At 33.2% G+C, this 19,698-nt stretch carries 12 protein-coding genes; all 12 read right to left on the bottom strand.

The window, feature by feature from the left end; all coding sequences use genetic code 11:
* Positions 1-230 precede the first annotated feature (230 nt).
* Positions 231-1,199 carry a type I phosphomannose isomerase catalytic subunit gene (locus BOW57_RS01150; RefSeq protein ID WP_129022768.1) on the bottom strand — a complete coding sequence of 323 codons (969 nt, stop codon included), beginning with the start codon at positions 1,197-1,199 and terminating at the stop codon, positions 231-233.
* 302 nt (positions 1,200-1,501) lie between these two features.
* The gene (locus BOW57_RS01145; RefSeq protein ID WP_129052744.1) at positions 1,502-3,604 is read right to left on the bottom strand and encodes a glycoside hydrolase family 97 protein; all 2,103 of its coding nucleotides are present in this window, start codon (positions 3,602-3,604) and stop codon (positions 1,502-1,504) included.
* Between the two features lie 170 nt (positions 3,605-3,774).
* The gene (locus tag BOW57_RS01140; protein ID WP_129052743.1) at positions 3,775-4,650 is read right to left on the bottom strand and encodes an AraC family transcriptional regulator; all 876 of its coding nucleotides are present in this window, start codon (positions 4,648-4,650) and stop codon (positions 3,775-3,777) included.
* 191 nt (positions 4,651-4,841) lie between these two features.
* On the bottom strand, positions 4,842-6,782 hold the full coding sequence (locus BOW57_RS01135; RefSeq protein WP_129052742.1) for an oleate hydratase: 1,941 nt from the start codon (positions 6,780-6,782) through the stop codon (positions 4,842-4,844).
* Positions 6,783-7,090: 308 nt separating this feature from the next.
* Positions 7,091-9,133, bottom strand: a complete 2,043-nt coding sequence (locus tag BOW57_RS01130; protein WP_129052741.1) for a thioredoxin family protein — start codon at positions 9,131-9,133, stop codon at positions 7,091-7,093.
* A 145-nt stretch (positions 9,134-9,278) separates the two neighbouring features.
* Positions 9,279-12,089, bottom strand: coding sequence for a pitrilysin family protein (locus BOW57_RS01125; RefSeq protein WP_129052740.1), 2,811 nt, complete (start codon positions 12,087-12,089; stop codon positions 9,279-9,281).
* 12 nt (positions 12,090-12,101) lie between these two features.
* Positions 12,102-13,484 carry a TlpA disulfide reductase family protein gene (locus tag BOW57_RS20810; RefSeq protein ID WP_241687358.1) on the bottom strand — a complete coding sequence of 461 codons (1,383 nt, stop codon included), beginning with the start codon at positions 13,482-13,484 and terminating at the stop codon, positions 12,102-12,104.
* 27 nt (positions 13,485-13,511) lie between these two features.
* The gene (locus BOW57_RS01115) at positions 13,512-14,984 is read right to left on the bottom strand and encodes an aspartyl protease family protein (RefSeq protein WP_129052739.1); all 1,473 of its coding nucleotides are present in this window, start codon (positions 14,982-14,984) and stop codon (positions 13,512-13,514) included.
* Positions 14,985-14,990: 6 nt separating this feature from the next.
* Positions 14,991-15,860 (bottom strand): thioredoxin fold domain-containing protein, encoded by an 870-nt coding sequence (locus BOW57_RS01110; RefSeq protein WP_129052738.1) that lies wholly within the window; start codon positions 15,858-15,860, stop codon positions 14,991-14,993.
* 72 nt (positions 15,861-15,932) lie between these two features.
* Complete coding sequence (locus BOW57_RS01105; protein WP_129052737.1) at positions 15,933-17,429, bottom strand: PKD-like family lipoprotein; 1,497 nt, start codon at positions 17,427-17,429, stop codon at positions 15,933-15,935.
* A gap of 32 nt (positions 17,430-17,461) precedes the next feature.
* Positions 17,462-18,232, bottom strand: a complete 771-nt coding sequence (locus BOW57_RS01100; protein ID WP_129052736.1) for a DUF4843 domain-containing protein — start codon at positions 18,230-18,232, stop codon at positions 17,462-17,464.
* A gap of 11 nt (positions 18,233-18,243) precedes the next feature.
* Entirely contained in the window at positions 18,244-19,692 is a 1,449-nt protein-coding gene (locus tag BOW57_RS01095) for a RagB/SusD family nutrient uptake outer membrane protein (protein ID WP_164973653.1), read from the bottom strand.
* Positions 19,693-19,698: the final 6 nt, after the last annotated feature.

The following is a 19,698-nucleotide window of genomic DNA, read 5'->3' as shown; positions in this document are numbered from 1 at the left end:
ATTTTGTAGATATTATTTTAAACAAATCATTATTTTAAAGCCAATAATAATCATATTTAACAGTAATTGTATGTGTTTTTAGCATTAATCGTTATTTTTAATCAGATAAAAACGGCATAATATTAATAGAATTCCCTTTTTATTAAGAATCTTTACTGAATTTATGAGCGGGCAATTTAACTCTTTTTTTTGGTTTGCAGTTATTTTAAATCAAATTAACACCTATAGTTTTACGAAATATAAACTTCTAAAATTGAAGCTTCTCCTTCTAACACATAATTACGCATTCCTGCAGGAATTAAAACCGTATCGCCTTTTTTATATTGATAGCTTACATTTTCATATCTAATCTCAAAAGCTCCTTCAATACACATATAAACTGTAAAAGTTTCTCCGTTTTTATTTCCTTCAATCTTACCGTCTAGCGGAATAATGTTTGTTGTAAAATAAGGACAATCTACAATTACATTCGATTGATTAGATACTGTTTCGTACTTTTTATGTGTATCTACTTTATTGTAATTGATTGCATCAAGTGCTAAATCAACATGTAATTCTCTTGTGTTTCCTTGAGCATCTTTTCGGTCAAAATCATACAAACGGTATGTAATATCAGATGTCTGTTGAATCTCTGCAACAACCAATCCCGCTCCAATTGCATGCACAGTTCCTGTTTCTAGAAAAAACACATCGCCTGCTTTTGCTTTTACATCGTCAAGAATCGAAACCAAAGTTTTATTATTTAGATTTTCCAAATATTCTTCTTTACTCGAATCTTCTTTAAAACCAACAATAATTCTTGCATCAGCATCAGCCTGCATAACATACCACATTTCGGTTTTACCAAAAGAGTTATGACGTTCTTTTGCTAATTTATCATTCGGATGTACTTGTATTGATAAATCTTCGCGTGCATCTAAATATTTAAAAAGCAACGGAAATTGATTGCCAAATCGAGCATAAACGTTTTTTCCTAAAATATCATTTGGAGACTTATCAATAAGTTCTGTCAATGATTTTCCTTTTAATTCTCCATTCGCCACCACACTTACATCACCTTCTACTGTAGACAATTCCCAGCTTTCTCCTGTAATAGAAGAAACAATAGGTTTATTAAGAACCGTTTTTAATTTTTCGCCTCCCCAAATTCTTTCTTTCAAAATTGGTTCAAACTGTAAAGGGTACATTTTTGTATTCATTTTTTATATTTTTTACTTTTTATTTTTTTTTCGCCACCAATTTACTTCGTCTATTCGCTGTCGCTCGAGTCACTAATTGTCACTAATTAATTTGTACTTAACTTAAATCTGCTTAATCTGCGCGGAATCTTTTTTTTGCCACAGATTAAAAGGATTAAAATGATTTTAAAAAATCTGCTCAATCTGCCAAATCTGCGTGATTTTTTTTTATGCCACAGATTAGAATGACTAAAAAATCCGTGTTTATCTGCGTTTTCGCGATAGCGAATCCGTGTCATCCGCGTGCCATTTCTCCAACTTTTCTACTTTATAGAAATTGCTGCACCGCCGCTTGATTCCAGTTTTTGTTTCAGTTTTGTTTTACTGTTTACTGTTACTTTTCGAATGTTGTACGATTGCGGATTAGTTTTATAATCTGCCGTTTTTCCATCTTCATAAATTGTTGCTGTAAAGTTTTTTCCTGCTGGAAGAAAACTAAAATCAATTAAAGCTGTACGCGAATTTTCATCTGTAATTGCACCCACAAACCACTCTTGCTTGCCTTTTGTTTTTCTAGCAATAGTAATATAATCACCCGGTTCAGCTTCTAAAATATAAGTTTCATCCCAATCTAAAGCGACATCTTTTATAAACTGAAAAGCATCGTTGAATTTTATATAATTTTCTGGTAAATCGGCAGCCATTTGCAACGGACTGTACATTGTAACATATAATGCCAATTGCTTAACAAGTGTTGTACTCAATTTGTTTTTCTTTTCTCCATAAACTGATAAATCACCTTGAAAAATTCCTGGAGTATAATCCATCGGCCCGCCCATTAATCTTGTAAAAGGCAAAATTGTAGTATGATCTGGATGAATTCCTTCCATCGATTCAAACTCAGTTCCACGAGCTGATTCTTGCGCAAACCAGTTTGGATAAGTACGGTGTAAACCTGTTGGACGAACGGCTTCATGTGAATCTACCATAATTTTATGCTTCGCCGCTTCTTTTGCAACATAAGTATAATGATTTACCATTTGCTGCCCGTCGTGATGTTCTCCTCTTGGAATAATCGGCCCCACATATCCTGTTTTTACAGCATTGTAATTGTTATCAACCATAAAAGCTAAAGCATCTTTCAACTGTCTTTCATATTCAGAAACTGATGATGTTGTTTCGTGATGCATAATGATTTTAACGTTTTTCTTCGCAGCATAATCGCTTAGTTCTTTCACATTAAAATCTGGATATGCTTTAGTAAAACTATAAATGTGTTCTTTTTTAAAAGCAGTATTATCTTCCCAGCCTTCGTTCCAGCCTTCTACCAAAACAGCATCAAAACCATTTGATGAAGCAAAATCTATATATTCTTTTACATGTTTAGTATTCGCTCCATGTGTATTATTTGGTTTTAGCTTAGAAAAATCCGTTTTCCCAATTACAACATCTTGATTGTCTGAATACGCCCAAGTAGATCCGCCTCCTGTAAAGTATTCCCACCAAACTCCAATATATTTTACTGGTTTAATCCAAGAAACATCATCAAAAGCACAAGGTTCATTTAGATTCAAAATCATCTTTGAAGATAAAATATTTCTAGCATCATCGCTTACAACAATAGTTCTCCATGGCGTGAAACTTCCTGTCTGAATATATCCTTTATTACCTACTGCATCAGGAACTAAATGTGAACTTAATGAATACGTTTTATCATTTACATTAAGACACATTGCTGGAAAGTTTTTTAGCGCTGCTTCATGAATATTGATGTAAAGTCCATCATTTGTCTTCATCATTAAAGGCGTTTGAGCTGCTAAATTTTTAATTGTTGTCTGCGCAGCTAATGGAACATGGGTTGCATCGTAAACCAAAGACTGCATTTCTGATATTTTTGAAGTTGAATAACTATATTCATTTGTATCATAATCACCCGGAATCCAGAATAATTTATGATCTCCTGTCAAATTAAATTCAGTTGTTTCTTCTTGAATAATAAAGTGGCGCAAATTGTCTTGCACCGGAAATTCATATCTAAAACCTAAACCATCATTAAATAAACGAAAGTAAATTGACATTTTTCGTTTGCTCTTTTCTTGTACAAGATCAACTTTTAATTCATTGTATTGATTTTGTATTTCTTTTTGCTCTCCTAAAACGGGTTTCCAAGTACTATTTTCTGACTGAAATTTGGTTTCGGCAACTTGAAAACCGCTATTCAACAAAATATCAGATTTTATGACAAAACCCATTTTACTTTCTTGAATTACTGCTTTTTGTTTAAAGTTTAAAGTATAAACCGGTGTTCCGTTTTGATCTAAATGAAATTTCATTGTTAGGTTACCATTTGGAGACTTAAGGTCTTGCGCAGTAACAAATCCGACTAAAAACAATATAAAGAAGCAGCTAAAAAATGTATTTTTCATAAGATAATTTGAGAGAGTAAAAATTCCTAAATCGATTTAGTAAAAATAATAAAATAAATTAAAAAGCAATACTTTGTAGAAAAAAATAAATATAATGGAATAAAAACGCGGTTTAAATTAAGAATAATCTTTCGCGTAAAAAGAGAAAAAGAAATGTAATGTATTGATTTCTATAAATTTTGAAGTCGGCGGTAATCTGTGGGAGAAATAGAAGAATGTTTTTTAAAAAAGCGTCCAAAAGCAGAAACTGAATTAAATCTAAGTCGATAAGCAATGTCGCTTATATTGATGGAAGGGTTTCCTAATAATACAACAGCTTCTTTTAATAAATGGGCATCGATAATTTCGTGTGGGGTTTTGTCTGCCGCTTTTTTTACAATCTGAATCAGATATTTGTTTGAAATGTGCAATTTTTGAGCATAATAACTTACTCCTTTATGCTGCGTTATATTATTCATAACGAGATTAAGAAACTGAAAATAAGTGTCTTTCGGATTATTAGCAATTGAAACTGTTTCAGGTGTTTCTTTTGGTAATAATTCTGCGGTTTCTAAAAGCAGATTGAATATAATGGTTCTGACAATTTCATCCTTAAATTTCAAATCGGCCTCAATTTTACTTTCAAGGTACTTCATCAATTTAATCAGCTTTTTGGCATCTTGTTCTTTCAATTGAATGAGTTCAAATGATCTGTCTTTAAAAAAAGCCAGTCTTTCGATAATAAAAGGATCAGATATGTATTTAAGCAGAAACTCCTTTTCAAAGAACAGCAATTTCATCCGAAAGTCTTCGCTGTTATTATGAAAAGCAATAATGGTTGCAGGCCTTGCGATTAACAAAGTAAATTGTTTGATATAATGCTGATGTCCGTCAATGGCAATATCGATATCTCCTTCGGTACAGATACACAACGAATAATAATCCATCCGAAAAGGCTTCTGAGGGTATTCCATTTGTTTTTTCCCCGAAGAAACATAATAGGGTAAATTGTTATCAACCTCAAAATAGGCCAATGTATCTCTTATTTTATCGTAAGGTTGATCCATCCTATATAAATGCTGCTTAAATATTGTTTTTGGAAAACTAATTTATGCATAAAAATAAGCATTTATAGGTATAATTCCTTATAAAATGTGCTCTTTTAATAATTAATTAAACTTAAATCATACAAAAATGGCGCTAAAGCAAAAGCCTTAACGCCATTTATTTGAATTATGATAGTATATACAATTATGTTTTAATCCCTAATTCCTCCTATCCAGTGTTTTAATTTATTTAATTGTTCATTAAAGAAGGATTCGTGTTCTTGCCCGTCATCAGCATTTTCAACAAGTAGATGTTCGTAGTAAGTTCCTTTTAGAAATTTTCTTAAAAGTCCTTCACCAACTATTGGTTCGTAATCATTTAATGATTGTGCAGCTTTAAGCAAATGACGAATATCGTATTGCAGCGGATTGATGTCTGGTACTTGTTTGTTCAGATTTAATAAGTCATAAACGGCGATTCTGGCTGTTCGCACAGAACTTTCCATTGTAAAAACAATATCATTATTGGTTTCTACAAATTGCCCAACTAATCCCAAATTGGTACAGCCTTCTGGCACTACTTGCGGACGATCTCCTTTTGCTCTCGGCATAAACATAGAAGTAATGTATGGCATATAAGAACTTCTAACAATGGTATTTTCTACAATATTGTCTAATTGATCGATGATTCCTAAATGATACGCTAATTCAGCTAAAATTTCATCTCCGGTACATTGCGGCATTGTTTTTTTGACGTAATCACCTTCTTTGTCCATAAAAAGAGCATACACCCAAATTACTAAAATATCATCTGGCTGGTCTGGAAAATGAGGTTGTCTGTTACAGGTAAAACTCATTAACCATTTTGAATCGCTGATAGTTACAATTCCTCCTGTTGCCGTTTTTCCTGAGTACGGATCGTTGACACAAAGTTCTTTTACTTTTTCTACAAAAGCAGAAGGTTTACAGGTAAGTGTAGCCGATTCCCAAGAAGATTTTGCAATGTTACCGCAGAATTTTTCAGGTTTCCCAAAAACAGGTGATTTAGCTGCTAGATTTTTCCATAATTTCCACCCGGCACTTTGTCCGCTGGTACTGTTGTCTAAACCTATAATTGGGGCATTTTTATTATCTCCATAAAAAGTATCTTCGGTCATTGAACCTGTTGTGGCAATTACATAATTGTCTTTACCTACTGGAATTCTTTCTTCTTTTCCATTTTTTTCGGTAATAATAGCTTCAACCACTTTACCTTCGGTATTGCTGTGAATATCTAAATCTTTAACGAGTGTGTTTAAATCGATCTGCACACCTTTACTCTGAAGAAATCTTCGAAGCGGCGTAATAAAGGTATCATATTGATTGTATTTTGGAAAAACAAGACACGAAAGATCTTTCATTCCGTCGATCGCATGCAGAAAACGGTGCATATACAATTTACATTCTAATAAACTGTGCCAGTTTTCGAATGCAAACATGGTACGCCAAAAGAACCAAAAATTACTTTCTAAGAAAGATTTGCTGAAATAATCCTCAATAGTTAAATCGTCTAGATCTTCTTTCTTTTTTAGGAGTAATTTTATAATTGCCAACTGGTCTTTTTTCTCTAATCCAAATTTGCTGAAATCTTTAATTTGTCCTTTATTATGTATCAATCTCGCTTTAGAATAATTAGGATCATTATCATTTACTAAACGATATTCGTCTAATACACTATACGGTTCAGGAAGTTCCAAAGCAGGAATATCTTGAAAAATATCCCAAAGATTTTCGTAAGTCATATCCATTTCACGTCCGCCGCGAATAATATAACCATCTGTAGTATTTCCAGCGCCATCAAGCGATCCGCCGTCTACGTGAAGCTGATCTAGAAAAATAATATTCTCACCCGGAACATGACCATCACGAATAAAATAATAAGCCGCTGCCATTCCTGCAATACCGCTTCCAACAATATAAATTTTACTGTCTTTATACGATTTTGAAGGAATTCCTTTGTTTCGCTGGTAGTTTCCAATTTGATCTGAAAAAGGCATCGTTTTTTCAGGTGTGTTAATTTGAACCTCTTTACTAGAGTCCGGTTTGTGGTTCACATTTCCATATTCTTGAGAACCATTAAGTAATTTATCGAATTTTGAAGTGGTAGAACTCATAACTAATCTATTTTTGATTTACCCAAAGTTAAGACTAGCCTGAAGATAATGTGCATCCCGAAACTCGCTATTACTATCCCCAAATTCTTACTTTGTAAAACGCACTATAATCTAATAATAACAATAAATTAAACCCGTTAGACGCAATTACTTTTAACACATAGTCCCGATAACTATCGGGACTATGTGTTAGATTATTATTTTTTACAATTACACTCAACGGGTTAAATTAGTATATAAAAACGTAGTACTGTCCTAAAACTCCTTATACATATTAAAAACTCTATTCGATAAAAAAATTAACCAAATCAACTTTTCTTAAAATTAGAAATTCCCGTATTCAGCCATTCTAAATAGTCATCAATATCAGGATTATAAGCTGAAGTTTCGTTTAGCTTTTCTCCTTCATTATTCACCAATACATAAAAAGGCTGTGCATTTGTTTTATATTTTATGGTTTGAAATTCACTCCATTTCTGACCAATATATTTTATTTTTTTACCAGTTAATTCAGAAACCTTTTGTTCATGTGAAGCTAATTCTCTTTTATCATCAACATATAAAGAAATCAAAACCAGATCGCCTTTTAGAATTTTCTGAACCTTATCGTCAGACCAAACGTTATCTTCCATCTTACGGCAATTTACGCAAGCATGTCCCGTAAAATCAATCATAACAGGCTTACCCATTTTTCTAGCATACTGCATTCCTAAATCATAATCTCTAAAAGCCATAATATCGTGAGGCCCCAGCTCAGCTCCTTCCGGCAGGTTTTCTGTTATTTCACGAGATTCGGAGTTACTTAATCCATTCGGAATTTCGCTATAATGCATTGGCGGCGGAAAACCACTGATCATTTTTAAAGGTGCACCCCAAATTCCAGGAATCAGATAAATAGTAAAAGCCAAAACCAAAACTCCTAATCCAAGTCTTCCAACACTAATATTCGAAACCGGACTATCATGAGGCAGCTGAATTTTTCCGAATAAATAAAAAGTTAATGTCCCGAAAATTGCTATCCAAATCGCTAAAAAAGTTTCTCTTTCCAGTAAATGCAATTGCAAAACTAAATCGGCATTCGACAAAAATTTAAACGCTAAAGCCATTTCCAGAAATCCCAAAAATACTTTAACTGAATTCAGCCAGCCGCCAGATTTTGGAAGTGAATTTAACCAACCTGGAAATGCTGCAAATAAGGTAAAGGGCAATGCCAAAGCCAGAGAAAAACCAAACATTCCAACAAAAGGTGCAATCCCTCCGCGCGAAGCAGCTTCAACAAGTAAAGTTCCAACAATTGGTCCCGTACAAGAAAAAGAGACAATCGCCAATGCCAAAGCCATGAATAAAATTCCAACAACTCCGCCTTTATCTGCCTGCGAATCTACTTTGTTTGCCCACGCATTTGGAAGCATAATTTCGAATGCTCCTAAAAACGAAAAAGCAAAAAACATTAAAAGCACAAAAAATATAAGGTTAAACCACACGTTCGTTGAAAGTGCATTTAAAGAATCTGCACCAAAAAACCAAGTTACAATTGCCCCTAAAAAAATATAAATAGCGATAATTGAAATTCCGTAAAAAACAGCTTTTCTAATACCCTGAGACTTAGTTTTACTTTGTTTGGTAAAAAAGCTTACCGTCATAGGAATCATTGGAAAAACACAAGGTGTTAACAAGGCCGCAAATCCAGAGAAAAAAGACAGTAAAAAAATCGACCATAAACTTCTTGATTCCGTTTCAGACTGTTGTTTTTTCAGCTCTTTTTTTGGCGTTTTTTCAACTTCTGTCTGAATTATTTCCTCTGTCTTTTCTTTTACAACAGTGGCAGAAGAATCAATCTCTGCTGTTTTAATTTCTTTCTTCGCATCACTTTCTATTAATGTTACTGCTTTCGCAGACGGACTAACGGTAAACTCCAGTTCGTCTGAACTTGGCGGAAGACAGTTTTCATCATTGCAAACCATAAATTCAACTTCTGCATTGATTTTGAAAGGCTTTGATGAAAGTATTTTAACTCGCTGTCTAAAAGTGGTTTCTTTTTCAAAAAACTTAATCAGCATTTTAAAAATCGGATCATTGATGGTTTTTCCTTTTTCTTCTTTTACGGCACCAATTAACTGAAATTCGGGTGCTTTTGTAAAGGCAAAACGAGTAGGAATCGGACCTCCGTCTGAAACTTCCTGACTGTATAAATGCCAGCCTGATTCGATTATTGCTTTTGCCTGCAACTCGTATTCCGTATCGGAAATTTTCTCGATACTGGTTTTCCATTTTAACGGATTATAAATTTGAGCCTGTGTTATTATTGAAAACAACAACAAAAGACTCCCTAAAAATATGTTCTTGTTCATGGTTATTTTTTTTAAAAAAAAGAGGGTTGAATAGCAAAAAACAACCCTCTTGACAATCCTCTATAACAACTAATTTGCTTACTAATTCAAAATAATAATTGATAGGGAAAACAATTAAACTCTATTATTAAAAAAACTGATGAAATTATTTTAATGGTTTGAAAACTACCTCCATACAATCAGCTTTTTCAAATACTGAATCTGCAAATTCCTGAATATCTTTAGCAGTAACAGCTTTCACTATGTCTTCGAAATTTTTAGGATCATTCATGTTGTAACCCTCTTCAAAATAATTAGAAAGCACCCTCATGCTGTAACTATTAAAGTTTTTACTGTCTTCTCTAGATTTCAAATAATTAATTCTAGTTTTCTCAATATCTTCAGCAGTGATTTCGCCTTTTTTGATTTTATCAATTTCCTTGTATACAATTGGAAGTAAATGTTCTACTTTGTCTGCATCACAATCAAAAGTAATTTCTACGCCTGCCATTGAAACAGGATCTTTTGCCAATTCTGCTTTAACATGGGCGCCATAAGTTCCGCCTTCTTTTTCGCGAAGGCTTTCAGTATAGCGTAAAGTCAGAATGTCGCCGAGATAAGAATTTAAAATTCTGTTTTTTTGTGAATATGGAATCTCTTTTAAGAAAGCAATATTAACCGAACTTTTAGGCGTTTCCATTTTTATAAAAACATCTCGGTCAATTTTCTTTGAAATCCATTTTGGATAATCTTTGCTGAACGTTTCTTTTCTTTTAATGCCCTTTATACTCGCAATATATTTTTCTAATAATGGCTTTAAAACTTCTGGTGCAATATCTCCCACAATGTAAAATTCAAAATTTGATACATCTGCAAAACGCTCGGTATAAATCTTTTTCATTTTATCAAAAGATAAATCATCGATATACTTTTGATCTAATGGACGAATTTTAGGATTGTTTTTTCCATAAACAATATTAGACATACTATCCTGCATTTTGGTATTAATGTCGTTTTCTCTATTTTTTAAAGAGTTTTGGAGTCTTTGCTTAAGAAGATCGTACATCTGAGCGTCGAATCTTGGCTGTACAAAACGCAAATGCACCAGTTCCATCATGGTTTCGATATCTTTCACATTAGCAGAACCAGTTACCTGCTCTTTTAACGAATTAATGGTAACAAAAGAATTCGCAATTTTTCCTTTTAAAACCTTCTCCAAATCTACACTAGAAAGGTCCCCAACTCCAGACATCATGGCCAAACTTGTTGAACGATAAGCAGAAGGTAAATCTTCTGTTTTATACAAAGACATACCACCCAAACTTTCTGCTACTAGATTAACTTGTTTCTTATTTTTATCAGCAAATTTATAACGCACTTTTACGCCATTACTCAATACAAAAGTAGTTGCGTCAATTGCAGAGGCTTTTTGTTCAGAAATAATTTTTCCGGGTTTTAAAACAATATCACCCATTAACGATTTTCCTTCAAATGTATCTACATAAGGTTGTAACGAAGCATCATTTTCTGCTTTCTCAATAATATCAAAAGCTTTTTCCTGATTCAGATTTTCTTCACCTTCTACACCTGTTAGGGTTACCACTCGATTTTGTTTAGTGTATAATTTTAAAATTTCTTCTTGAAGAATTTTACTGTCCAGATTTTTCAAAATGCTTTTTGTCATTTCAAATTCTGCTGCAGGATCAGCAATAACTTCGTGATTTAAATAATCATCTTTTACCATTCCGATTACTTGTTTATGCGAAATCTCATTTAGTTTTTCTAAATAGTTTTCATAACCAGAAATGGTTTCGGTAACTGCTCTCTCTATTTCTCCTTTTGAAAAACCAAATTTGTAAGCACGAACCCATTCGTTCATCACAGCCGTAAAAGCTTCTGCTTGTTTTCCTGGTTTTGGGCTTATACTTAAAACAAAAACATCATTTAAACGAGAATATTTTTGATATCCTATTTGCGCGCCTTTAAACGGGCATTCTTGTTTTTGAGCCATTTCTCCCAAACGGTTATTCAAAATAGAAAAAGCAATACTTCTTTGTGTTGATTTTTCTAAATCGGCATACGTTCCTGTTGGTTTTTCAGCATTATGACGAATCATGAAGCTGAAATTTGAAGCTGAAATTTCTTTATCTAAAGCCAATTTAAAAGTCGGTTCTACTCGTTCTGGAATGGCAATTTCAAAACGCTTTTTAGGATTTACCGGCGTCGGAATATCAGCAAAAAGCTTTTTTATTTTGGCTTCAATTTCGTCCGCATTAATATCCCCAACAATAGCTATTGCCTGTAAATCGGGACGATACCAATCTTTATAAAAATCTCTTAAAACTTGGTATTTAAAATTCTTTACAATATCCATATCTCCAATCGGCATACGGTCTGCATACAGCGAATTGTTGTAATAATATGGTGCTAATTGATTGTAAATTCTTGCTCTTGCGTTTTGTCTGGTACGCCATTCTTCAGTAATTACACCGCGTTCGGCATCGATTTCTTCATTGGTCAGAGACAAAAAGTTAGACCAATCGTGCAAAACCAATAAACAGGTATCAACAACACCTCCGTCTTTTGACGGAATGTTGTCTAAGTTGTAAACCGTTTCGTCTGTACTGGTGTAGGCATTGATATTTTTCCCGAAAACAGCACCTTGCTTTTGAAGTGTATTCAGAATGCCTTTTCCTTCAAAATTTTTGGTTCCGTTAAACGCCATATGTTCCAGAAAATGTGCCAAACCTTTCTGCTGATCGTTTTCTAAAATAGAACCTACATTTTGAATAATGTAATAACTTGCTGTATTTTTATTTACCTCAGTAGGGTAAATATAATACGTCATTCCGTTTGGTAAAACGCCCTTTTTTATTTTCTGATTGACTGCGATTGGATCTGTTGCTTTATAATTCTGTGCAAATGTCAAGCTTCCAATGAAAAGCAGTAAAACTGATATTTTTTTGGTGTACTTCATAAAGATTATGTATTAACTCTTCAATAATTTATCCAGTTGTTCTCTCAATTCAGGATTAGATGGACGCAAAGCATCGGCATTGATAATGTTTCCTTTTGTGTCAAATAACAAAAATCTCGGAATTGCATTTACATCGTAATTTTTAGCTACATCAGAACTAAAATCTTTATCTGCCATTAACTGAATTCCTTTTAATTGTTCTTTGGTAACAAAATCTTTCCATTTTTGTGCGTCTTTTGGTTTATCTAATGAAAGACTAACGAATACAATATTTTTTCCGTGATAATCTTCTTCAATTTTTTTCATGTGAGGAATCTCTGCTTTACAAGGTCCGCACCAAGTTGCCCATAAATCGATGTACACATATTTTCCTTTGAAATCAGAAAATGAAACTGGTTTATTATTAATATCATTATATGTAAAATCCAGTCCTTTCTGACCTACATTTTTATGAAGTACTTTTTCATATTCTAATAAAAATGATTTGCTTGTCGCAGAAATCATATAAGGTTTTATGCTTGGTGCAATTTTTTCATATTCTTCAATTTTCATTCTTGAATTTGCTACTACATCACGTAAATACACATCTTTTAGCGCAGGATCTGTAATATGATCTAATGTTTCAACAATATCTAAACGCTTTGGAACTGCTGCACCGCTTACACTTACATAAAAGAAATAATTCGACATTAAAGCAACTCCGTTATGTAATTTTAACAAATCTGGATCTGTAAACTTTTTATCTGTCTGCCAAGTTTTTATAACCGCCGGACGATCGTCTTTATCTGGAAATGCAGTTCTAGGCATTCTGAAAAAAGTATAAGTAGATTCTTCAACGTCTGTTGCTACTGCAAGTTTTAATAGCTTATTAAAATTAGCATCTTTTGTATTTATTGTTTTAGAAAATTCATTTGCTTTTGCAACACCTTTATCTAGCCAAGGATAAAAATCTACGTAAGTTACATTTCCTCCAAGTCTTGCAAATGGCGCAAATTCGTTATAAATTTCATTTGCTTTTTGAACCAAAACATTCTGACCCACATTTTTTCCACTCAAAACATAATGTTCTTTGTTAATAACCAAATTGATATCTAATTTTGGTTCTAAATACAAACGAATTAACTGATTTCTTGATTTAAATTGTCCATAATCAACATAATAAAAGCCAGCAGCTGAAACTGGTGTCATAAAGCCAAACTCCCCAAGCGGATTAACTTTTGCGGTAGCAGCAACGGCTGGCTTTCCATCTTCAACATTGTAAAGTGTAACTTCTTTCGCCTGAAAATCTGGAATCGAAATTGTTCCTTTAATTACAGCATATTCTGAAATACTGCCTGCAAAACTCATTTGAACCGTAATAAAGGTCAAAATGAAATAAAAAATGTGTTTTTTCATGATAGTTTATTTGTTTTTTGATTGTTTTTAAATTGAAATACGCATCGACTGATCACCTTGTTCGATAATCAGGTCTTTACTTTCTTTATTGTCTTTTAGTTTTTTAAGATTTTCTGGTTTCAATAAATCTTTGGCTTCAAAATCATTAATCTGAGTGATTTTTGCTCCAATTTTGATTTTCTTCAAGTCTTCATTTTGCTGGTCTATAATTCGTTTTACTATAAGATTCTGATTTTCGTCAAAATCCAAATTAAGTCCGGCGATATAAAATGAAGGTCTCTTTTTAAAGTTTTTATTTGGTTCTAAATAAACGGTCTTATGGAGTACATCAATTGTAAAATTGAAACGTTTTATTAAATCAATTCCCAAAGATCCATCGGCAAAAGCCCAGTTTTTATTAGCTTCGTCATATTCTTGAACTGCAATTGTTACTTCTGAAAAATTATTTCCGTTAATAACAACATTTGGTATTGCGCCGCCTACAATTTTAGTTTGTTTTCCTAAACTGTAATTAACAGATGTATATTCGGTTTTTAAACTGGCTTCCAGATTGTTTTTATGATTAAAAGGTCCGTACGCAATTAAGTCATAACCCGCGCCGGTATCAAAAGTAAAATTGCCTTCGACTGTTTTTTTTTCTTCAAATGTCAGATTCATTTGTACGACCGGAAGCCCCGATTTATAATCAAAAACTAATGGTTTTGCTTTTCCCCAATAATTGAAATTTCCAAAATTGTACAAATCAATTGTCATCGTATCAAAATTGACAGATGTGATATAATTGCGCAGTAAATTGGCGCCAAATAATCCATCATAAACGCCATGTTTTGGAAAAATAACAAGACCTTGATTTTTTAAAACCTGATCGCCAATGTAAATGGTATTGTCTGCGGAGTATTGTACTTGCTGACTTCCGCCAACCACAGATGCCGATTTGCTTTTTGTAACTACAACTCCTGCTTTATAAGCGCTGTCTGGATTTAAAGCCATTCCGTCTGCGCCTGTATCAAACAGCATTAAAAATTCACGATCGGCTTTATTTAACTTTATTTTTATGGCGATTCCGTTTTCTATAATTTCAAACGGAATGCTGGCCATTTTTTTTACCTCAGCATTTCGATCGACTCTGTATAATCCGTCAAAAAAAGTAACATAGCGTATTTTGTTTTCTTTATTGAAAACTATTTGTGTGGGTTTCTTTTCTTTTCCTTTGAAACAAAAATCAGCCGAAACAAAAGTTTCGTCTTTAATTGCGGCCGATTTTCCAATTTGGATAGAATCTAAAACAGGAAAAGCATTAAAAATAGTATTTAAATAAAATTCATTTGAAGATGAATCTCCAGCGCCTACTGTAAATTCGGGCGCCAGAAGATTTTTTATATCATTATAATTTTTATTTTGAAAGGCTTTTTCGAAAGATTCAATAGCTTTTTGAGCGCTGTTTTGAGCGCAAACTGAATATCCAAAAATCAATATCGAAAACAAGAATATTTTTTTCATTTCGAATTACTTTTGTAAAGTATAGGGATTAGTTACCACTTTTTCTACGCCAAAATCTTTCAATAAAATGCCTGAATATTTTGTGAATTCTTCTGATGTATACAGTTCTTTAGCATCATTTACTAATTCTGTAAACCCTTTCAAATCCTTCTTTTTTTCGTACTCTTTTTTCTTGCGTTGCAAAATGTTAAACACATGAGTATTAACACTCCATTTTCCGTAATCTTTAGCTAATTTTTTACTGCTCAAAAGAAATGGATCATCATATTGTTTACCAACTCTTAATCCAGTAATAATTACAAAAGAAACTTCTTCAGTAGCATCTTTAGATTTTAAATATGTATCGATTACTTCAAAAGGAACATTTCTTTTTCCATCTAAATAAGCTTGTTTGTAAAAATCTGGATAGTCTTTTTCTTGAATTTCTGTGCTGTATTTTTTGAAAACACCTTTTTTTGCAGCGTCTTTTGCATTTTGAAGCAAGGCTGTAAATTGCTCAACATTTTGAAAACCGCCGGCAATATCAATTACTTTTCCATCTGCATTCATAAATAAAAATGTTGGAAATCCGGTAACGCCGTATTTCATGCATAGTTTTTTACCAATTTCTTCTTTCAAAATATCCGATTTGAAAGTGACAAAATCTTTACTTAAAACAGCAGCTACTTTAGGATCTGGAAATACCTCTTTATCCATTTGTGCACACGGCATACAACCTGTAAAATACAAATCGACAAAGATTAATTTTTTCTCCGTTTGGGCTTGTTTTTTGGCTGATTCCCAACTTTCTTCAGTAGATTGTGCTTGTGCTTTTAAGGCAATAGTAGGACAGGCAAGCAGCAAAACTGCACTTGCGATTTTAAAAAAACGTTTCATAAAATGTAGTTTTTAGAAACCGAATGAAGAATGTTTTTTTGCTCTTCATTCGGCTTTGTTTAAGGTTTTTAGTTATCTACCACGGTATGCAACATCAACAATTTTGCATAAACCACTGTATGTATCTGTTAAAACTAAATCTCCATTTACTGGAGGAACAGTATATAATTCTAATTTACCAGTTGTTCCGTAACTTCCGACAACTAATTTTTTGTCTGCATTTCTTGCATAAGCATGAAAACCGATATAAGTTATCTCTTCTGATCCTTTGTTTATCATTAATTTGGCAGACTGAGTACCATTATCATATTCATAAACTTTACCTCCCACAGCATAAAATAAATATCCTGAATCCGGGCTTACAGCAAACTTGGTCGCTTTATCAAATTCTGGTGCGTTTAATATTTCTTTATAATAGCTTTGTACTAAAGTTCTTGAAAAACGAAGCAAATTATATTTCCCCGTTGAACGGTTTTTTAAAACCGCAAAACTTTCAAAACCATTAAAACCAGATGTGGTCATGTAAATTAAATCAGAATTGGTATTGTTCCAATCAAGAGTTGTAGTACTTTCAGCTACAGGAGGCATTGGAGAACAATTTCCTTTAGAATAACTAAAACGTACAAAACTGCGAGTATCATTATTGAAGAAAACCGGCATTCCACTCGCTCCACTATTTGTTGCAATAAAAGGTGCAGCATAAAAAGGCTTTGTTTCACTCTCCAATATGTTTTGAGGCAGACCATATTTTATATTGAAAGGGCGATAATAGTAATAAATATTTCCTTTACTATAAACAAAATTCTCTGAACCAGAGCCTGGAGTTTGCATAAAATCAACTCCAAAATCGGTTGGAAATGCGCCTCCCAAAGTCTCATAAGCAAAGTTTTGCGACTGAGTCCATCCAAAAGAATTTGGATCAAGTCTGGCAGTACCACTTTCAGTTGCGGTAACATATACTCCATATGCAGAAGAAGCAGTAGCGGCTCCAAAACAAGAAACTTCAACAGCTGAACCTGACAATTTTAAAGCTGAACCTGAAGCATCCAAAACATCTGTAATAATTCTTGGTTCAGGAATACCTGGTAATATTGAAACCATATCTAAACGTGCCTTTCCATCTACATTTCCAATTGCTAACCAGCCTTCGTAAATAGAAGATATTACATTTAACTCAAAAGGTTTTTGCTGCCAGGTAACACCAGTAACTTTATCTTTTACAAAATAATATACATCATATTTTCCTGAAGGTAATTTTAGAATCCCGTCTAAATCTTTTGTGGTGGCCAAAAGAATTACTGATGTTGGATCAGCTAAGATTTTAGAAGGACTAACTACAACCCATTCATAAGTATAACGATCCGGGTTATTGCCATCGTCTATAGTTGCATTTAAATTGGGTGTAATCTTGAAGTATTCACCTGAATAGGCCGTATACGCTTTTTCGACACCAGTTACTGCAATTTCATTAATTGCGTTATAATTGTAATTTCCTTCATCTTCTGAACAGCCATAGTTTAAAACCAACAGCAAGGACAGAAAAAACTGAATTTTTATATTTTTAAACATAATGTTCTATTTTTAAAATTTAAAGAATATTTTTATGGAAAGATCATTTCTTTTCCATCCTCTTCATAAATGGTATTACCTGCCGCTTTTTGATCGGCCAAGTAACGTTTCATAAAAGCCTGATAATATCCGAAATCAGCCAATCCTAAACCAGGACCTCCTAATTTCTGATTGAATATCTCTGGTTTTAAATCTATCAATTCGCACATTAAATAAAACTTTTTGGCAGTAAAAACTCCTAAAGCCGTTGCATACCATCCTGGTGGCTGTGTCAATTTATCATCTAATGATAATTTGAAAGTGATAAAGCTCATTGTCTTTCCAGTAATTTTATTTAGATGGCTCTTCATCTCAGTCTTGAACGAATCATTCTCTTCTAAATTCAAAATCAACAAGAAAGGTTTTTGTTTCATATCAGGAGTTCTGTGAACTTTTAAAGCTATAGTATCTAGCTCTTTTCCAGCCGAAATTTTTATAGTTTCTGGAAGTTCAAAATGAGTTCCTGCAATTGCTGTACTTTTTGGATCAACTGACACTTTTACATTTCGGTCTACATCACTCACTTTTCCCTGTACACGAATTGGTATTTTATAAATTACTTCGGTAAGTGACGCTTTTTCAAGGGCAAAACTATATCCCGCACTATCTGTAACGGTTTTCATTCCCTGAATTATCATACCGTATACAGAAGGTCCAAAATAAATACTATCCACACCCTCAAAGGTGTCAATTTCATCTCGATTGCATGAAGTAATTCCTAATAGGGATAAAACCACAACGCCTAAAATCAATATTTTTTTCATGTTTAGTATTTTTAATTTTGAAAGTTAATTTCAGCGTCTGGCAACGGTACTACATACTGCGCAGCTCCCATTGTTAAGTTTCCGCTTGTGGCTGAACCGTTTGGAATTGTAACACTATTTTGTCTTTTGTAATAAAAAAATAATTGTCCTTCACCTATAAATTCTTTCTTATATTCTTTTGTAACTTCGGTTGTTACGTTTACTGCAGCTCCTAAATTGGTTAAACCTCTATTAAAACGAAGAGTATTTAAAAAAGCAATTCCATCGGCCGGAACCAGAGCTGTTTCCGCAGCAATAAGATACATTTCTGAAAGTTTGAACATTGGAATCTGCAAACGGAAAAGACTTTTCTTTTCATCTACATCTTCATATTTAAAGAATGTTTTTTGTGTTTTTCCTCCCACAACAGGAACTTTCCAGCTTGGCAGACTTCTATAGTCATTATCATTGGATTCAAAAACAGCTGTTAATCTGCTTAATACTGGAGCATAGATTTGGCTGTCTTTTAAATTTGAATCGAACAAATCTCTTTGTTTTGTGTATAATGTGTAATCACTTAAAGCAAAGAAATTTTCAGAAGAAAAAGTTCGGTCCGGATTAGCAGCATTTGTAGCTTCCAGAAATGGAGTCCATGGAAAAAATGTATTTGATTTAGTAAAATTAATCACTTCATTTGCCACTGCAGAAGCACCTGCTTTATCTCCAGAATATAATAACACACGGGCTTTTAAACACTTCACAGCCAGATAATTCATTCTATTTCCTCTATTCATTGAGTAATATGGATTTGCATCAAAATCTGATGTTGCTTTAAATCTTCCTGTGGTCAAAACCGGATCTTTATGTAATAATACTAATGCTGCATCTAAATCTGCTAATATTTTTGTGATTACTTCTTGTGCAGGAATCAAAGGCTGGTTGGTTGTAATTGCTTTATCGTAATATGGTATTGCTAATACAGAAGGACTTACTTTGTAAATTGGTCCGTATAAACGCAGCATATCAAAATGAAGCATAGCACGAATTCCTAAAGCTTCTCCTTTTAAAAGATCCGCTTTATCCTGCGACACAATACCTGGGTGTTCTTCTATGCTTTCTATAAATTTGTTTGTATATAAAATAGTTTTAAACGCTTCTTGCCAAATACTAGAGAACAAAGCTTTAGGGCTGCTTTCTGTATAAGCATAAGAGGCTATTTTATTTTTATTATGCGAACTTGGCATATTGTACTGCTGCCCTAAAATTTCAACAGCATCCATAGTAAGCTGTTGTCCGTAAAGGTTATTATTTGCCAGACTCAAATAAAGCCCGTTATGCACATTCTGCATTCCGGCTTCATTTTCATAAATTTGAGATTCTAAAATTTTATCCTGAGGCACTACATCCAAAAAATCACTACAACTTGCCGCTGAAAAAGCAATCAGGATGGTTAATGCTATTTTATTTAAATACTGATTCATAATTAT

The sequence above is a fragment of the Flavobacterium sp. YO64 genome (genome assembly GCF_004119505.1).
Lineage (GTDB): Bacteria > Bacteroidota > Bacteroidia > Flavobacteriales > Flavobacteriaceae > Flavobacterium > Flavobacterium oncorhynchi.
Note: the sequence above shows the minus strand (reverse complement) of the source record. Positions and strands in the feature narration are given on the sequence as shown.

Coding starts and splice junctions, on each gene's coding strand:
- BOW57_RS01150 (WP_129022768.1), bottom strand. CDS start 1,199: ATGAATACAAAAATGTACCCTTTACAGTTTGAACCAATTTTGAAAGAA.
- BOW57_RS01145 (WP_129052744.1), bottom strand. CDS start 3,604: ATGAAAAATACATTTTTTAGCTGCTTCTTTATATTGTTTTTAGTCGGA.
- BOW57_RS01140 (WP_129052743.1), bottom strand. CDS start 4,650: ATGGATCAACCTTACGATAAAATAAGAGATACATTGGCCTATTTTGAG.
- BOW57_RS01135 (WP_129052742.1), bottom strand. CDS start 6,782: ATGAGTTCTACCACTTCAAAATTCGATAAATTACTTAATGGTTCTCAA.
- BOW57_RS01130 (WP_129052741.1), bottom strand. CDS start 9,133: ATGAACAAGAACATATTTTTAGGGAGTCTTTTGTTGTTGTTTTCAATA.
- BOW57_RS01125 (WP_129052740.1), bottom strand. CDS start 12,089: ATGAAGTACACCAAAAAAATATCAGTTTTACTGCTTTTCATTGGAAGC.
- BOW57_RS20810 (WP_241687358.1), bottom strand. CDS start 13,484: ATGAAAAAACACATTTTTTATTTCATTTTGACCTTTATTACGGTTCAA.
- BOW57_RS01115 (WP_129052739.1), bottom strand. CDS start 14,984: ATGAAAAAAATATTCTTGTTTTCGATATTGATTTTTGGATATTCAGTT.
- BOW57_RS01110 (WP_129052738.1), bottom strand. CDS start 15,860: ATGAAACGTTTTTTTAAAATCGCAAGTGCAGTTTTGCTGCTTGCCTGT.
- BOW57_RS01105 (WP_129052737.1), bottom strand. CDS start 17,429: ATGTTTAAAAATATAAAAATTCAGTTTTTTCTGTCCTTGCTGTTGGTT.
- BOW57_RS01100 (WP_129052736.1), bottom strand. CDS start 18,232: ATGAAAAAAATATTGATTTTAGGCGTTGTGGTTTTATCCCTATTAGGA.
- BOW57_RS01095 (WP_164973653.1), bottom strand. CDS start 19,692: ATGAATCAGTATTTAAATAAAATAGCATTAACCATCCTGATTGCTTTT.